Here is a 14,530-nt window from a genome sequence, read left to right as displayed (position 1 = left end):
TACTCGCCTCTAGTTGCCGTCGGGAGACACTTGGACGAGTGAGACGGCACCGGCGGACGCGGCCCTGGTGACGGCGGCGGCGTCGGCGGTGTCCACCAGGAGCGTGATGCCGAGGGCGCCGGTGCTCACGGTGGAGTCGCTCTTGTCCGCGACCGCGCTGACGCGGGCGGCCGAGACGATCGGCGAGTCGCTCGCGCCCGATCCGGCGGAGCCGCCGGTTCCCTTGTCGTCCCTGCCGGACGACGCGGAGTCGCCGACCTGGTAGACGTCCACGGTGTCGCCGGACTTCAGGCCCCTCGCGGGGTACTGCCCCTCCTTGAGGGAGACGCCGACCGCCGACTTGCCGGCGGGCAGCCCGCCCTTGCCGGAGAACATCTCGCCGACGACGACCGCGCCCGCGGGGATGGTGTTGACGGCCTTGAGCTTCTTCAGCTCCGGGACCTGCGACCACTTCACGTAGTTGATGGCCTCGTCGTCGGCGACCATGACGGAGGTGATGTTGTCGTCGTTCACCGACTGACCCGCCGAGATCTCCGCCTTCGCCTTCACGACCTCCACGCGCTCTCCGGCGCGCAGCACGAGAACGGTGGCGCCGAGAGCCCCGACGAGGATGAGCAGAACGGCCAGGGCGGCGAGTGCCGGTTTGCGCTCGCGAGGCGGCGCGGGAAGGCGCTCACCGACCGCTGGCTGAACCGGCGCGGCGGAACGGCTGTTGCCCGCCCCCGTACGCTCTTGGATCTTCACGCAACTGCTCCCCGCACGCCCAAGAAGATTCGGTCATTTTCAGACACTCGCGACTCTCTTCGCCCGCCTCGGGCGGGCTATTCAGCCCCAGGCACAGTGTCAAGTCATCGCACCGTATCAGCAGCACATAAGCCCCTCAAGGCGCGTTAAGACTGCTGCGGCCCGCACTCCTCATCGTTATCCACGCGCAATCCGTGCTCCATGGTTCCCACGCATTCCGGGGGTGATTCCGGGCTGGTTCCGGGGTCCTCCAGGGGTGATTCCGGAGCCACGGAAGAGGAGAGATATGTGCATGTGCGAAGAACTCCCCTTTGCGATACGGCTCCTGCGGAGGGTGGTGCGCGGGACGGTGACGTGGGACACGGGCTGCTCGACGACTGCCGGACACGTCATCCGTCAGCCGGACGGATGACGCGGGGAGGGGCGGGAGTGGTTCCCGGGGGGTGGGGTTGGTCGGGGTTCGGCCATTTTGTGGGGGGGGGGTGCCGTGCGGATGGTATGGGGACATCGCGGCCAGCCGATGAACCGTCGCTCACCTCAATGAACCCCCACCCGCGCTCTCCCGTCTCACGATCCGGCACGACGAAACCTGCGACGACAGCTAGCACTGTGACGACTTGCGCTGCAACGGCGACTGGCGCTGTGGTGACGACTTGAGCTGCGGTGACGGCTTGCGCTGCAACGACGACTGGCGCTGTGGTGACGACTTGAGCTGCGGTGGCGGCGTGCCGAGCGGTGAAGTACCGCACCAAGAATCCTGCTGTGCTCGAAACGGAAGAGAAGTTCAACCCCCATGAGACTTTCCTTTCCCTCACGTCCCTCTCGCGTACGACGTGCGTCGCGGAAGACGTCACGCAACAAGGCCCTGGCGGCAACCGGCGTGACCACGGCGGCACTTGCCCTGCTGGCCACCAGTACCCCCGCCGCGCACGCGATCATCGGCGGCACCGAAGTACCCAGCGACGCCTACCCGTTCATGGCGGCCGTGCTGGACAAGGGCGCGGGCAGCCCGCTGGACCGCCAGTTCTGCGGCGGCAGCCTGGCCACGCCCGACACCGTCATGACGGCGGCGCACTGCCTGGTGGACGACGCGGGCAAGCCCCTCAAGCCGAAGAAGCTCCAGGTGGCGGTGGGCCGCACGGTCCTCTCCAAGGCCGGCCAGGGCCAGATACGCAACGTGGCCAAGGGCGGCGTGGTCGTGCACCCGCGCTACCTCAAGGGCCAGGAGGCGTACGACATCGCCTTCATCCAGCTCAGCAAGCCGGTGCGGGGCATCAGCCCGATCGCGCTCCCCACGCAGGGCACGGACGCCCTGATCCGCCCGGGCCAGAAGGCCACGGTCGCGGGCTGGGGGAACACGGACACGGACCTCCCCCACACCCCGGACCGCCTGCGCGAGGTGAAGGTCCCGATCCTCTCCCACGCGGAATGCGGCACGAGTTACGCCGAGTACGACGCGAAGGTCAACTTCTGCGCGGGAGTGGAGACGAAGGACTCCTGCCAGGGCGACAGCGGAGGCCCCATCTTCCGCAACGTCCCCGGCCGCAGGGCCCCGATCCAAATCGGCGTCGTCTCGTACGGAGACGGCTGCGGAGCCCAGGGAGCCCCGGGCGTCTACACGTCACTGAGCTCGTCAAAGCTGTGGAAGACGCTGGATGAATCGACGGCGGGAAAGCGGATGAAGCGGACGATGAACCGCGGTTGATCCGTCGCTGATGTGCGTCTGATCCGTCGCTGATGTGCGTCGCGTGAGTCCCGCGACGGGGCAGTGGCCATGGAACGGCGACCATGGATCAGCGGCCGCAGGAAGAGCCAGGGCTACCCGAGCAAGAGCGGGGCACGGGGCGCCCTGGCTCGTCCCGTGGCATCAGCCACCGGCTTCCAGCCGTATCGGGCCTCGGGACGGAAGCGCCCGATCCGTTCAGTGCAGTTATTCCGCGAAGCGGAACGTCGACGTCACCGCGTCGAAGATGTCGAAGAAGGACTCCGCCAGGTCCAGGACCTGGCTGCTGCCCGCCACCAGGGCGACCTTGCCCTCCTGGCCCGGCACCGGGATGAACGTCTGCATCAGCACGACGCGGATCGTGCGGTCGTCGCCGGGGACCGAGACGTCCTCGATGCCGTACGTGCGGGCCGCCGGCCCCACGCCCGGGATGTCGACCGTCGTCACCTTCCGGTACGTGTCGCCCTCGCGCTTGGCCTCGCGTACGCCGAGCTGGGCCACGATCGCGGCGGGGTCGGTCGGCATGACGTCGCCGTTCGAGGTGCGGGCGCCGACCAGGGAGACCGTGACCGAGCCGGTTATCGGCACCTCGCCGCCGAAGCTCTCGGCCATACAGCCGCAGTACAGGGCGCCGGACTGCCAGGCCTCCTTGGACGCCTTGCGGAGGAAGCCCTCGAAGGTGTTGCGGTGCGGCTCCAGCTCGGGGCGCTCGCGTATGCGGTCGTTGATCATCTGCCGGATGCCGGCGTCACGCGACTCCGGGCGGACGTCGAACTCCCACCAGGTCTCCGGCACCTTGATGCTGAACCCGCCACGGGCGATGGTCTGCGCTTCGGTGTAGCGGGCCATGCTGTTGTCCCCGTCCCCTTGGTCGACTCTGGCTTGTCACCCTACGAGGCGGCACCCGATTGCAGAAAAGTCCCACCCCCGGCCCCTCATTCCGGCCCCAGGACGGGATTCCCTTGCACCCGGCCAATCCGAACACACCACGGCGACGGGCGGCCCTCCGTTGAGCAGGGCGTGGAGCACGCCTCACTGGATTCGGCTCTTCACGGGCACTCCGGGCAGCGCGGGGCGGCTCGGCAGGTGCTCAGCGACACCGTTCGGGTCAGGGCTGGCTCAGGGATCTTCGGAACGCACCTTCGCCTCCGCACACTCGGCCGCCGGGACGCCCCTCGTGAGCCGGCGGCCGCACGGCGATCTCGGCGTCGAGATCCGCTCGTCGGACCCGTGGACGGCCAGCTCCCTCGTTCCGGCCCGCAACAGCACCCCCATGACCACCATGGAAACGCCACCGTCGCGACAGTAAAGTGCGCCCAATGAGTTACGGGGTGGGGCGGGTGTGGGGGTTGGTGCGGGTGCGGGTGCCGGTGCCGGTGTGGGGGTGGATGCGGGTGCGGGTGTGGGTGTGGGCGATGGGTGACCGTGGTGGTGGGGGAGCCATGTCTAGGGCCGTGGGTCACTCGGCCGGGCGCTCTCGGGCCCCGCGTCGTCCTCGGTCTGGGTCTCAGCCCCGGTTCCTGCATCCGCCTCGCGCTCGCGCTCGCGCTTTCGCTCGTCGTGGTTCGCGGTTTTCTCTTCTCGGTCTGCTCGCCTTCCTCTGTTTCTCCGCTCTTCTTCTCCTTCCGCCGCGTGGTGCCGTCAACCCGGCCCCCGCCGCCTCCGCTTCTCCCCTTCCCGTCACCGCCACCGCTCCCGCCCCCACCCAAGCCGCCTCCCTCGCCGCCGCCCTCCGTAACCATCCCGTCTACGTCAGCGACCAGCTCCCCCGCGACATCCCCCGTTCCACCGCCCCCGACTTCGCCGCGCTCGCCCAGCGCACCGGCGTGCCCACCTACGTCATGGTCCTGCCTGACCAGGGCCTCAACGCGGAGCAGCTGCTCGCGGCCGTGCACGATCGGCTGGGGCGTGACGGGTTGTACGTGCTCGTCGACGACATGGGGGTCACCGAGGCCACGGCCTTCGGGGTGCGGGCGCCCGCCGACGACGCTTCAGCCGTGGCGCTCTATGAACTTCCGTACGATGCGGGCCCCTTGCTCAGCTTCGAGCGATTCGCCGACGTCATCGCCGGGGGCAGCGCGAAGGCCGCCGAGCGCGCGGAGGCCGCCCGCGCGGAGAACGATCGCGCCGGCGGGGACGTCCCGAAGATGCACATCGATCCCGTCGACCGCGACAACCAGTCGTTCGTCACCGGGATCGCCCTCACCGGCGTACCGCTCCTCATCATCTGTGTCAGTCCGTACGTCCGCCGTTGGTGGCGCCGGCGTCGGCCCGCACCAGCTGCCGACGGCAACCCCAAGGGGACGAGCAAGGGGCCGGGCAAGAGGCCGAGCAAGGGGCCGGCCACGGGGCGCGGCAAGGCTTACCCCGTCGAGCGCGCCGTAGAAGCCGCTCCCCGCCGCCCCTCCGCCGCCCGCCTCACCTCCCACCTCACCCCCTTCCGCGTCGAAGCCGCCATCGCCCTCCTCGCCGCCGTGGCCATCGCCCTCGGCGCCACCCTCGTCTTCGACCAGACGACGTCCAGCCCCGCGCCACCCCCCACCGCCGCCGACCTGTCGAGCCGCGTCGAGCGCGTCGCCGAGGGGCTGCGCGAGAGCGGGCCCGTCTACAGCGATCCCGAGAGTCCGCGCCCGCTCGACTCCGCGCAGACGCGCGAACTCGGCGCGCGCATCGCGAAGTTCGACCGCGGACCGGTGTTCGTCGCCCTCGTGCCGCAGCTCACCGAGGACGAGTCCGAGGGCGAACCCGAGCTCTTCCTGGAAGCCGTCCGGCAGAAGATCGGCGAGAAGGGCGAACGCGGTGTCTACGTCGTCGCCGATCCGCTCGGGGGCTCCATCGACGTTGTGACGTACGACGTGCGCATCGACGCCGATCTCGTCGCCTTCGACCTTCCCGACTCGATCCGTTACGGCGACGACGACGACCGTTCCGGCGACCACCAGCTCGGCAAGCGGCTCGACGCCCTCATGACGTTCCTCGACAAGGCGCCGCGCACCGCCCGGCCACAGACCTCCTCGCTCGGCATGGACGACGCACCCGACCCCGTCGAGGCGAACGCGCTCTCCCCGCTCTTCTCGGGTGACTTCTGGCCGGGGCTCATGGTCGGCGCGGTCGCCGCCGGACTCGTCTTCGGGCTGGTCGCCGCGCTGCTCGGCATCCTGCGTCTTGCCGTACCGGGTCTACGGCGGTCGCGTACGACGACGACTCCCCCCTCCGCCGACACCTCCTTCCCGGCACCACCCGACCCGTCACTCGGCTATCTGCGCCGGACGGCTCGCGACGAACTCGACGTACTGGCGCGGGCGTTCGACCAGGATGCCGCGCTCCTGCCAGAGTCGGCCGTCCGCACGCGCGTCTGGGACTGCCTCGACACCGCGACGCTCCTCGTCGACCGCGACCCCGACGGGCACATCGACGACGACACCACGCCCGCCGACCTCGCGGCGGCCATCGTCCTCGCGAGGGTGGGGCGGGCCGCGCTCGCGGGCCTCGACAAGGCCTGCTGCGGGCTCAATCCGCTGCACGGGCCGGCCACGGGCTGGCGCGACGCGCAATACGCGCCCGGGGACCAGCGGTTGCGCACCATCCCGGTGTGCGCGGAGTGCCGGGTGCTCGTGGAGGTGCAGCCGCGCCTCGCGTACACGCTGCGGCTCACGTTGCCGGCTGCGGGGCGCGGCGGGCGCGTGCCGTACGAGGAGGCGTCGGGGCCCCTTTCCGCCGTACGCGACGGGATTCCGCAACTCATCCGCCAGGTAAGGGAGCACGTTGGTGTCCAGTGACGTGAAGCGTGCCTCCTCCGCGGCTGCCCGGGCGGCAGCTCGCACGGCAGCCCTCTCGGCCGCCGCCATTGGCCTCGCTGTCGCCGTCCTCATGGTGGCGGCCACGGCTTTCCCCGCCGCCGCGCAGGTGCCCGGTGCGCCCAGCCCGGGCGAGAAGATCGCCGAGGCGCTGGGCACGTCACCCGTGTACGTCGATGCCTCGTACGCCGATTCCGTGCCCCCCGCGCGCCAGAAGCAACTCGTACGGCAGATCGAGGAGACCGGTCTCCCGATCAAGGTCGCGCTGGTGCCGCTGGTCCAGGGCGACGCGTACGACGGCGACGCCGAGGCCTTCGCGGGCGTCGTACGCGATCACATCGACCGGCGTGAGCTCATCCTCGTCACCGGCGGCGACAAGCTGAGCCACGACCTCCACGGCTACGAGTGGCCCGAGGGCAAGCATCAGGTCCGTGTCGCGGTGGGCGCGGTCGGCTTCCTGGACGAGTTCAAGGACGCGGGGCTCGCGGCACAGACGGAGAAGGCGATCGAACTGATCGCGCGGGGCGACGGCACGAAGGCGTACGAGGACGCCACCGATGACCTGCGGGGCGGGGATGGGGGCAGGGACGGGGACGGCGGGGGCCTGTCTCAAGGGCCGTCGGCCGCGGACGGGGAGGGCGGCGGCTCGTCCTGGTTGCTGCCGGGCGGTGTCGTGGTCGCGGTGGTGCTGGCGGCCGCCGGTCTCTTCGCCTTCGCGGGCGTACGTCGGCGGGGGCGCCGGGGGCCGCACCTCGCCTTCGTGGGCCTACGTCGACGGGGGCGCGGGCGGCCGAACCGCTACCCCAGCGCGACCGGCTCCCCCTTCGCCTCCCCGCAGGCGGTGTTCGCGGCCTCCCGTACCGCCGACGAGGCGGCGCTGCGGCGGCAGACGGAGGCGGAGGTGCTGGCGCTCGGCGAGGCGATCCAGGCGGCCGACGCGTCCCGACCCGGCATGCAGGGCGCCCTTGATGCGTACGCGGCCGCGGGCAAGGTACTCGACGCGGCGCGTGGCCTGCCCGACCTGGCGGGAGTGCTGGCCCTCGTCACGTCGGGCCGCGACGCCCTGGAGGGCACGGTCTCACCGCTCCCCCTCTGCTTCTTCAACCCCCTCCACGGCCGCGCGGAACGCCGTATCCACTGGCGCCCCCTGGGCCGCCGCGACCAGCTGCACGTGGCCGCCTGCGAGGAATGCGGGGCGGCGGTCCGCGCCCGCCGCGCACCGGAGGTCCTCACGGACCACGTCGACGGCCGCAGGGTCCCGTATTTCGAGGTGCCGGGCGAGCAGAGCTTGTGGGCGGCCACGGGGTACGGCTCCTTGCTCCCCGAGCCTGCCGGGGAGGGGCTGGCGGGGTTGGTGGGGCGGGGGGAGTTCGGGCGGGGGTGAAGGTGAGGGGGCCGGGGGCGGCCGGGGGCCGGGGGGCCGGGGGGCCGGAGGGCCGGAGGGCCGGAGGGCCGGAGGGCAGAAGAACCCTCGGAGCCTCAGGCCCCGGTCGGCAGCTCACGGGTGACCGCCTGTCGGCAGCGCTCCGGCGCCCACCCGCCGGCAGCCTCAGGTGTCCGCTCACCCGCAGCCCGCAGATGCCCGCCCACCGGCAGCTCACGCGTACCCACCCGCCGGCAGCCCTCAGATGCCCACCCATCGACAGCCCCCAGCAGCTCACGCGCACCCACCCACCGACAGCCCCCAGCACCTCACGCGCACCCACCCACCGACAGCCCTCAGCACCTCACGGTTGCCCACCCACCGACGAGCAGCCCCGCCCCGGATCACGACACGATGACAGTCCTCCGGGATGCGTCGGCTTGCCCCGCTTTCCGCGGTGGCGGGGCCGTCGGCACCGCGGTTAACGTCGGGCCGGAGCCCCCACACCACCAGGAGCCGACCGTGAACCGCCGGACCCACCGAACCCGCCGGACCCAGCGAACCGTGCCCGTCACCACCGCGCTCGTCGCGACCGCCGCCCTGCTCCTCACCGCCTGCGGCGGCAGCGGGGACGACGGCGAGGGCAGCAAGGGGAGCAAGGGCGATGGTTCCGACAAGGCGGCCGGCGCTTCCGCGGCGCCCGCCAAGAAGAAGCCCACGAAGTCGGCCGCCCAACTCGCCCTGGCCAAGGACGAAGTGCCCGCCCACACCGTCGTGAAGCCCTCCGACAACTTCGTCTTCGCGAAGTCGCGGGACGGCATCAAGCACGACAAGCCCGTCTGCGCGCCGCTCAGCCACGCGATGAACCAGTTCCCTGTCGGTGACGCCCGGGACAGTTTCGTACGCGTCGCCGAGAAGAAGGAGTTCGACGGCGCCTTCACCTACGTCACGCTCGCCACCTACGCGCCCGGCAAGGCAGAGGCCGCGATGGCCTCCGTGAGCAAGGCCGTCGGCGCCTGCAAGGGCGGTTTCACGGCGAAGGGGGACAAGGCGTCGAACTCGTACTCGTCCATCACCCGCGAGACCACCGGGATCCCGCCCACGCCCGGCGCCGACGAGTCCCTCGCCTTCAAGGCCGCGACCAAGTACGAGGGCGACACGCACACCGTCCAGACCCAGGTCACCCGCCACGGCGACACCATCGCCATCTACTCCGCGGTGGACGGAAACGCCTTCGTTCAGAAGCGTCCCGGCACCGGGAAGATCTTCCCGGCCGTCGTCAAGTCGCAGGAGGCAAAGCTCAGTTGACGGGGTCGGAAGCGGCCGGCGGTACCCTCGCGGTGGCCGCCGGGCGTCACGAGACGATGACGGTTCACCGAGATGGTGTGACTTGCCCCGCTATCGACTCTGGTGAAACCGGCAACCCCATGGATAGCGTCCGTGTTTTGGAGACCCCCTCGCCCCACCGGGAGCCGACCGTGAATCGCCGCACCATGCCCGTCACCGCCGCGCTCGCCGCGACCGCAGCCCTGCTCCTGACCGCCTGCGGCAGTGGAGACGACGGTTCCAAGGACGACGACAAGATCGCCGGCGCCGATCAGGAGACCGGGAAGGCCAAGAAGTCCGACGCGCCCTCGGCCGCGCAGGACGAGACCAAGCCGGACGGCGTGGACCTGACGCTGCCCAAGGACATCGACCTCGTCTTCGACTGGACCAAGCCCGGCGACAAGGACGAGGCCGCGGCGCTGGACGATGCCCGGCACTTCGTGCAGTCGATCTACCGGGGAGTCGCGGAGCAGACGGTGAAGGACCCGGCGGTCTCCACCTATGCGACGGACAAGGGCCTCACCTACGCCCGCACCCAGATCCAGGGCCGCGTCGACGCGGGCCTGACCTCCACGGGCACGCGGCGCCACTTCCAGGACAAGGTGCGCAAGGCTCCGAACGGCGAGGCGGTCGAGGTCTCGTTCTGTGTGGACTCCAGCAAGTTCTACTCGAAGGAAGTGAAGTCGAAGAAGGTCCGCAAGGGGACACCCGGAGCGGCTTCGTACGACTTCTTCAAGATCATTATGTCCAAGTTCCCGGGGGATGAAGACTTGTGGCGTGCTTCGGTCGTATACGTGACGGAGAAGGCGGATCGATGCGCGTGAATCGAGCCGTGACCGTCTGCCTCTCGCTGTCCCTGGCCCTCAGCGGTCTGCTGGCGGGCGGGGTCGCCCACGCCGACGAGGACTTCGGTAACGGCAAGGGTGGGGCCAAGGAGGAGGGCGGACGCGACAAGACCGGCATCTACGCCGCCGCCCAGGTCAAGTACTCCGGAGCCGTCACCGTGGACGGCAGCAGCGGAAACGTATCCTCCGCCGACGTGAACTGGGACCCGCCGGCCTGCTGGTACGCCCCGTACCTCGGTGCCAAGGACTTCAAGAAGAAGATGTCCGCGGACATCAAGGATCAGATGCAGACCCCCGGCCTCGGCTCGGGAGGAGCCGCCCTCGGCCAGCTCCAGCGCCACTACGAGGACGACTACGGCTGGACGGACACCCCCGGCTACAAGGACTACAACGTCGAGAAGGACGGCGAGGGGATGTTCTGGGCGGGCGTCGAGAACCCCAACGAACCGGACGCCCTCAAGCGCATGTCGTGCTCCGACCTCCCCTTCTGGGTCGACAACGGCGAGCCCCCGCCGCCCCAGTACGAAGAGGCCATCACGCCGGAGATGCTCGCGGCGCTCGCCTACCAGCACATGGAGCTGCCGGGCACGGAGGTCACCCTCGCACCCGAGGCCGTCACCAAGGTGAACCTGCCCACGTGGGCCTGGCTCGACGAGGCCGTCTTCGACGACGTCACGGCGACGGCGGCGATCGACGTGCCGGGGTTCAACCTGACGGCGACCACGACCGCCACCCCCAAGTCCCTCACGCTCGAACCCGGCACCAAGGACGCCACCACCATCCCCGCCAACGGTGAATGCCCCATCGTCGACGGCAAGATCGGTGAGCCCTACGCCAAGGGCAAGTCCAAGGAGACCCCGCCCTGCGGCATCACGTACCACCGCTCGTCCGGCGGCGACTCGTACCCCCTGAAGGCCTCCCTCACCTGGGAGATCACCTGGCAGGGCACGGGCCAGGCAGCTCCGGTGGGCATGCCGGACGGCACGATCGAGGCGGTCCAGGACATCACGGTCGAAGAAGTCCAGTCCATCAACCGGTAACCCGGGCCATCCTGGCCGGAGACAGCTTCATGAGCTCCTACGGCTCACCCGGAAGAGCGACCGCCCCTTCGGCGTTGCCACCAGCCGCTTGCACCGGCAAAAACCGGTCGCTCACCTTGACCCCGGCAGCCTCACGGCGGCCGGGGTCTTCCGCTGTCACACACTCTGCCAGGATGTTTGCTGCGCCCTTCGCAGCACGAAGCTGTGACAGTACGCCGGGATCTGGCGGCCTGCCCGGCCATGAGCCCTGGCGGAACCAGCAGTCCCCTGGATAACGTCGGCCCGATGGAGACACCCCCGCCCCACCGGGAGCAGCCCGTGAACCGCCGCATCATGTCCGAGGAGCATCGACATGGCTGATCTCGGCGTGGACTACGACTACCTGTACACGATCAAGAAGGACCTGGGGACAGTCCGTACGGAGTTCAAGAACTGCTCCGGCCACCAGAATGACCTGCGTGACGAGTACGGATCTCTTTTCGTCTCGGGTGCCATGGAGGAATTCACGGACAACTGGAACGACCACCGCAAGGAGATGCTGGGGAGCATCGAAAAGGTGGGCAAGTTGGTCGAGCAGGCAATCGAGAACTTCGAGAAGCTCGACAAAGAACTCGCCGAAGCCAACAAGCGCAAGAGCAAGTGAGGGAGGACTCACATGGCTGGACGTCCGGCCGACTGGTCCCCGATTGCCGAATCAGACCCGACGCCAGGCGATCCAGACGCGATTCGCGAGGAAGCAAAGCGGCTCTCGAACATTGCGGAGACCCTGGCTCGGCAGGTCAAGAAGCTCCGCGAACTCGGGAATGACGACAACATCAAGGGCAAGTACGCGAAGAGCCTGAAGGACGAGTCCGACGAGCTCGCAGGACGCTTCGAGAAGACCAAGGGGCGCTACGAGAAAGTATCGGGCCATCTGAAGACGTGGGCCACCGAGCTGGAGCATGCCCAGGGATTGGCCAAGAAAGCGCGTGACAAGGCCCAGGCCGACGAGAAGGACGAAAGCGCCGTAGAAGATGCGCGTGAGCAGCTTTCCACCGCCATCTCCCACTACGGCAACCACGCGAGTACGGCGCGCACGAACATCCTGGACGCGATCGATGACGCGGTGGAAGACAGTCCCTGGGACGACTTGGTTTCCTGGGCCAAGGAACATGCCGAGGGATTCAAGCTCTTCCTCGACGTGCTCAGCTGGATCGGGACGGCCTTGGCCATTGCCGCGCTCTTCGTTCCAGGTCTCAATTTTCTGGTCATCGGGATCGGTCTCTTGGTCGTGGCCGGCCGCTTCGTCCTGGTGAAGGCCGGAAAGGCCACCTGGATGGATGTCGCCTTCGACGCCTTCGGGCTGCTCACCATGGGACTCGGCCGGGGCGCCATGATCGGTCTCAAAGCCGCCAGCAAGTCGACCCGCGCCGCCTCCACGGTGCACAGGGTCACCAAGCTCAAGGACGGGCTACAGGCCACCAAGTCCCTCCGCAACCAACTGGCCAACCGCCTCGCCGGTTCGACCGACGATGCGGCCAAGGCAGCCGTCCGCCAGGAGATGACCGCCCTCCGCAAGGGGATCGCCGGACGTGCCGGACGCGTGGCCGAAGAGATGCCACCGCCCAGCGGCTGGTCCAAGGCGGCGCACCTGGGTGACGAGGAACTCGCCTCCTTGCGCCAGGGGATCAAGCACAACAAGGCGCTCTTCGGCGAGGGACTCTCGCGAGGCACCAAGTGGGGCGGGAATGCCGCGTACGGCGCCGCCATGGGATCCACCTACGCCGGCACGGCCGTCGACTGGGGCGACAAACTGCTGGGTGACAACGACACCTTGAACGCCGCGAGCGACGGTCTCGGCATCCCGCACAAGCCCAGTTGGGAAGGCTACAACGACTTCAAGGCGAACAACGGCGTGACTCAGGCAACGTCCGTCTGGTGACAACGCGTCGCGTAGGCCGACACGTGAGGCAAGAAGCAAGGAATCAGGAGCCGCTCCCATGCTGAACAACAGAACGACCGGTGCGGCGAGCAGCCTCTCGCCCGAGGACCGGGTGGTGATCAGGAACGCGCGGATCGCTGTCGTGACCCCGCTCGCCTTTCTCATCGTCGCCATCGTCGGCGGAGTCCTCATCTCGTCCGAGGCCATCCCGAAGTCGTTCAGCGGTGTCTTCCGTATTCCGGGGCAAGCCTTGCCGCTGCTGGCTGTCGCCGCCCTGTCCGTCGGCATGGTCGTCCTTCACGACCAAGCCAGATGGCGCCGGGAATTCGCCCGCTACTTCGTGGGCGGTGGCCTTGCGCAACTTGCGCCGCTGCTCCTGCTGATGCACCACGTTCCCGCGGTGCTCGTCGCCCCGTTGTTGCCCGCTGCCATCGCACTCGCCTATGGGGCGATCGATCGAAGGAGCCGCCGCGATGCCGTCGGCTGAGACCAAGAACGCCTGTGGCTACACCCTCATCATTCCTCCGGGTTGGACGCGGATTCCTCTGAAGGAAGGCACCGAGGAGGCGGTCAAGGAGATCGTCGATGAGGCGGCCGAGAGGATCTCGGGAGACCTGCCCCGGGACAAGGTGGCAAAAGCCCGCCTGGAGCTGTACCGAAGGCTGAACACCTCGGTCAATGACGCGCGGCGACGAGGCGGCGTGGACCTCTATCTCCCCGTGGAGCCCATGCACGGAATCCTCGTCGCCGCTTCCATCATCGTCGCCAAGGTCGCCCCCGCCCTGCGCGACGGGGTCGATCGGCAGGACGTGCTGGCGCAGTTGCTGACCGATTCCGCGGATGCCGAATCCGTGGAGGTGGCGGGGTCCGCGGCGGTTCGTAAAGAACGGACGGTGGACGCGGACCCGGAGAAAGGCGCCGAGGCGCCGTCGAAGCATGTCGACTACGTCGTGCAAGTGCCGTCGACCGGTGCGGATTCCGGATGGGTCGTCATCAGTTTCAGCACCATCGGTGACGGAGACCCCGCGGGCGACCTTGCCGAAGTCCTCGTCGAACTCTTCGACGCCATCATGACCACGTTCCGCTGGAGGACCGAGTGAACGTCACTTTCTCCCTCGACTCGGACAGCGATCCCACCGTCTGGCCCGCCATGCCTGTTCTCGGCGAAGGGCGGGGGGCCGCGCGCGAGCGCAAGAAGTGGGCCCGTCGTACGTCAGACCTGCTCTGGGCACTCGTCGACGATGAACCGGTCGACAAGAAGCAGGTCAAGATGCTCGCCTTCGAGCTGGACTCCGCGGCCGAGCTGATCCCGCGCACCATTCCGGTGCACCAGATCTTTCTCTACGTTCCCGATCCTCGCCGGGAGTTCCTCACTTTTCTCGTGCACGCGGGCCCGAGCGAGGGAGACGTCGAGTCAAAGCTGGACGAGCTCGTCCAGAAAGACGAGCCAGGAGCCGCACAAGAGCCCGAGGTCGTCGACTTCGACACCGAGCGTTTGGGGCGTGGAAAGCGCTCGATCCGCTTCTTCGTCGCGGCCAAAGCCGGCGCGATGTGCTGCTCGGTGAACTACGCCTGGCGCATCGAATCGCTCGGCATCGACGTGATCGTGCGAACCGTCGGTGAGGACATCGGGTGGATCACGGCGAACATCGACGAGTTCGACGACTTCGCCCGAAGCCTCTTCGTCAACCTCGACACATAACGCCCCGGGGGTAGGTGGCGGACGGCCGTTGACGGGCGCGGCGCTTCCGCCTTCTCGGTCCGCGAGACC

At 68.9% G+C, this 14,530-nt stretch carries 13 protein-coding genes; 11 read left to right on the top strand and 2 right to left on the bottom strand.

What is annotated here, in order from left to right; all coding sequences use genetic code 11:
* Positions 1-9: 9 nt before the first annotated feature.
* Positions 10-744: an RcpC/CpaB family pilus assembly protein gene (locus QBL25_RS24035; RefSeq protein WP_409059069.1), complete on the bottom strand. Its 735-nt coding sequence runs from the start codon at positions 742-744 to the stop codon at positions 10-12.
* An 880-nt stretch (positions 745-1,624) separates the two neighbouring features.
* Between QBL25_RS24035 and QBL25_RS24030 the strand changes: the two genes are divergently transcribed.
* A complete protein-coding gene (locus QBL25_RS24030; protein WP_409059068.1) occupies positions 1,625-2,449 on the top strand; it encodes a S1 family peptidase in 825 nt (274 codons plus the stop codon).
* A 225-nt stretch (positions 2,450-2,674) separates the two neighbouring features.
* Here the strand turns inward: QBL25_RS24030 and QBL25_RS24025 are convergent, their stop codons facing one another.
* Complete coding sequence (locus QBL25_RS24025) at positions 2,675-3,316, bottom strand: hypothetical protein (protein WP_409059067.1); 642 nt, start codon at positions 3,314-3,316, stop codon at positions 2,675-2,677.
* A 977-nt stretch (positions 3,317-4,293) separates the two neighbouring features.
* On the opposite strand from QBL25_RS24025, the gene QBL25_RS24020 reads away from it, so the two are divergent.
* The 10 genes from QBL25_RS24020 (at position 4,294) to QBL25_RS23975 (ending at position 14,461) form a co-directional block, all read left to right on the top strand.
* Positions 4,294-6,246 carry a hypothetical protein gene (locus tag QBL25_RS24020; protein WP_409059066.1) on the top strand — a complete coding sequence of 651 codons (1,953 nt, stop codon included), beginning with the start codon at positions 4,294-4,296 and terminating at the stop codon, positions 6,244-6,246.
* Positions 6,247-6,337: 91 nt separating this feature from the next.
* On the top strand, positions 6,338-7,648 hold the full coding sequence (locus QBL25_RS24015) for a hypothetical protein (RefSeq protein ID WP_409062758.1): 1,311 nt from the start codon (positions 6,338-6,340) through the stop codon (positions 7,646-7,648).
* Between the two features lie 543 nt (positions 7,649-8,191).
* Complete coding sequence (locus QBL25_RS24010; protein WP_409059065.1) at positions 8,192-8,935, top strand: hypothetical protein; 744 nt, start codon at positions 8,192-8,194, stop codon at positions 8,933-8,935.
* 170 nt (positions 8,936-9,105) lie between these two features.
* Complete coding sequence (locus tag QBL25_RS24005; RefSeq protein ID WP_409059064.1) at positions 9,106-9,777, top strand: hypothetical protein; 672 nt, start codon at positions 9,106-9,108, stop codon at positions 9,775-9,777.
* The gene (locus QBL25_RS24000; RefSeq protein ID WP_409059063.1) at positions 9,768-10,838 is read left to right on the top strand and encodes a hypothetical protein; all 1,071 of its coding nucleotides are present in this window, start codon (positions 9,768-9,770) and stop codon (positions 10,836-10,838) included. Before QBL25_RS24005 ends, QBL25_RS24000 begins: the two co-directional genes overlap by 10 nt.
* Before the next feature lie 352 nt (positions 10,839-11,190).
* Positions 11,191-11,481 (top strand): hypothetical protein, encoded by a 291-nt coding sequence (locus tag QBL25_RS23995; RefSeq protein ID WP_409059062.1) that lies wholly within the window; start codon positions 11,191-11,193, stop codon positions 11,479-11,481.
* Positions 11,482-11,493: 12 nt separating this feature from the next.
* A complete protein-coding gene (locus QBL25_RS23990) occupies positions 11,494-12,759 on the top strand; it encodes a putative T7SS-secreted protein (protein WP_409059061.1) in 1,266 nt (421 codons plus the stop codon).
* A 58-nt stretch (positions 12,760-12,817) separates the two neighbouring features.
* A complete protein-coding gene (locus tag QBL25_RS23985) occupies positions 12,818-13,246 on the top strand; it encodes a hypothetical protein (protein ID WP_409059060.1) in 429 nt (142 codons plus the stop codon).
* Positions 13,233-13,859, top strand: coding sequence for a hypothetical protein (locus QBL25_RS23980; RefSeq protein ID WP_409059059.1), 627 nt, complete (start codon positions 13,233-13,235; stop codon positions 13,857-13,859). The genes QBL25_RS23985 and QBL25_RS23980 overlap by 14 nt, the downstream gene beginning before the upstream one ends.
* Positions 13,856-14,461, top strand: a complete 606-nt coding sequence (locus QBL25_RS23975; RefSeq protein ID WP_409059058.1) for a hypothetical protein — start codon at positions 13,856-13,858, stop codon at positions 14,459-14,461. The genes QBL25_RS23980 and QBL25_RS23975 overlap by 4 nt, the downstream gene beginning before the upstream one ends.
* The last annotated feature ends 69 nt before the right edge of the window (positions 14,462-14,530 follow it).

The organism is Streptomyces sp. SYP-A7185, from assembly GCF_046103685.1.
Classification (GTDB): Bacteria; Actinomycetota; Actinomycetes; order Streptomycetales; family Streptomycetaceae; genus Streptomyces.
This window is presented reverse-complemented; position numbering and strand designations above follow the sequence as displayed.

Bases quoted from the DNA above. Each gene is read 5' to 3' on its own strand.
- QBL25_RS24025 (WP_409059067.1), bottom strand. From the start codon at position 3,316: ATGGCCCGCTACACCGAAGCGCAGACCATCGCCCGTGGCGGGTTCAGC.
- QBL25_RS24015 (WP_409062758.1), top strand. From the start codon at position 6,338: ATGGTGGCGGCCACGGCTTTCCCCGCCGCCGCGCAGGTGCCCGGTGCG.
- QBL25_RS24000 (WP_409059063.1), top strand. From the start codon at position 9,768: ATGCGCGTGAATCGAGCCGTGACCGTCTGCCTCTCGCTGTCCCTGGCC.
- QBL25_RS23995 (WP_409059062.1), top strand. From the start codon at position 11,191: ATGGCTGATCTCGGCGTGGACTACGACTACCTGTACACGATCAAGAAG.
- QBL25_RS23990 (WP_409059061.1), top strand. From the start codon at position 11,494: ATGGCTGGACGTCCGGCCGACTGGTCCCCGATTGCCGAATCAGACCCG.
- QBL25_RS23985 (WP_409059060.1), top strand. From the start codon at position 12,818: ATGCTGAACAACAGAACGACCGGTGCGGCGAGCAGCCTCTCGCCCGAG.
- QBL25_RS23980 (WP_409059059.1), top strand. From the start codon at position 13,233: ATGCCGTCGGCTGAGACCAAGAACGCCTGTGGCTACACCCTCATCATT.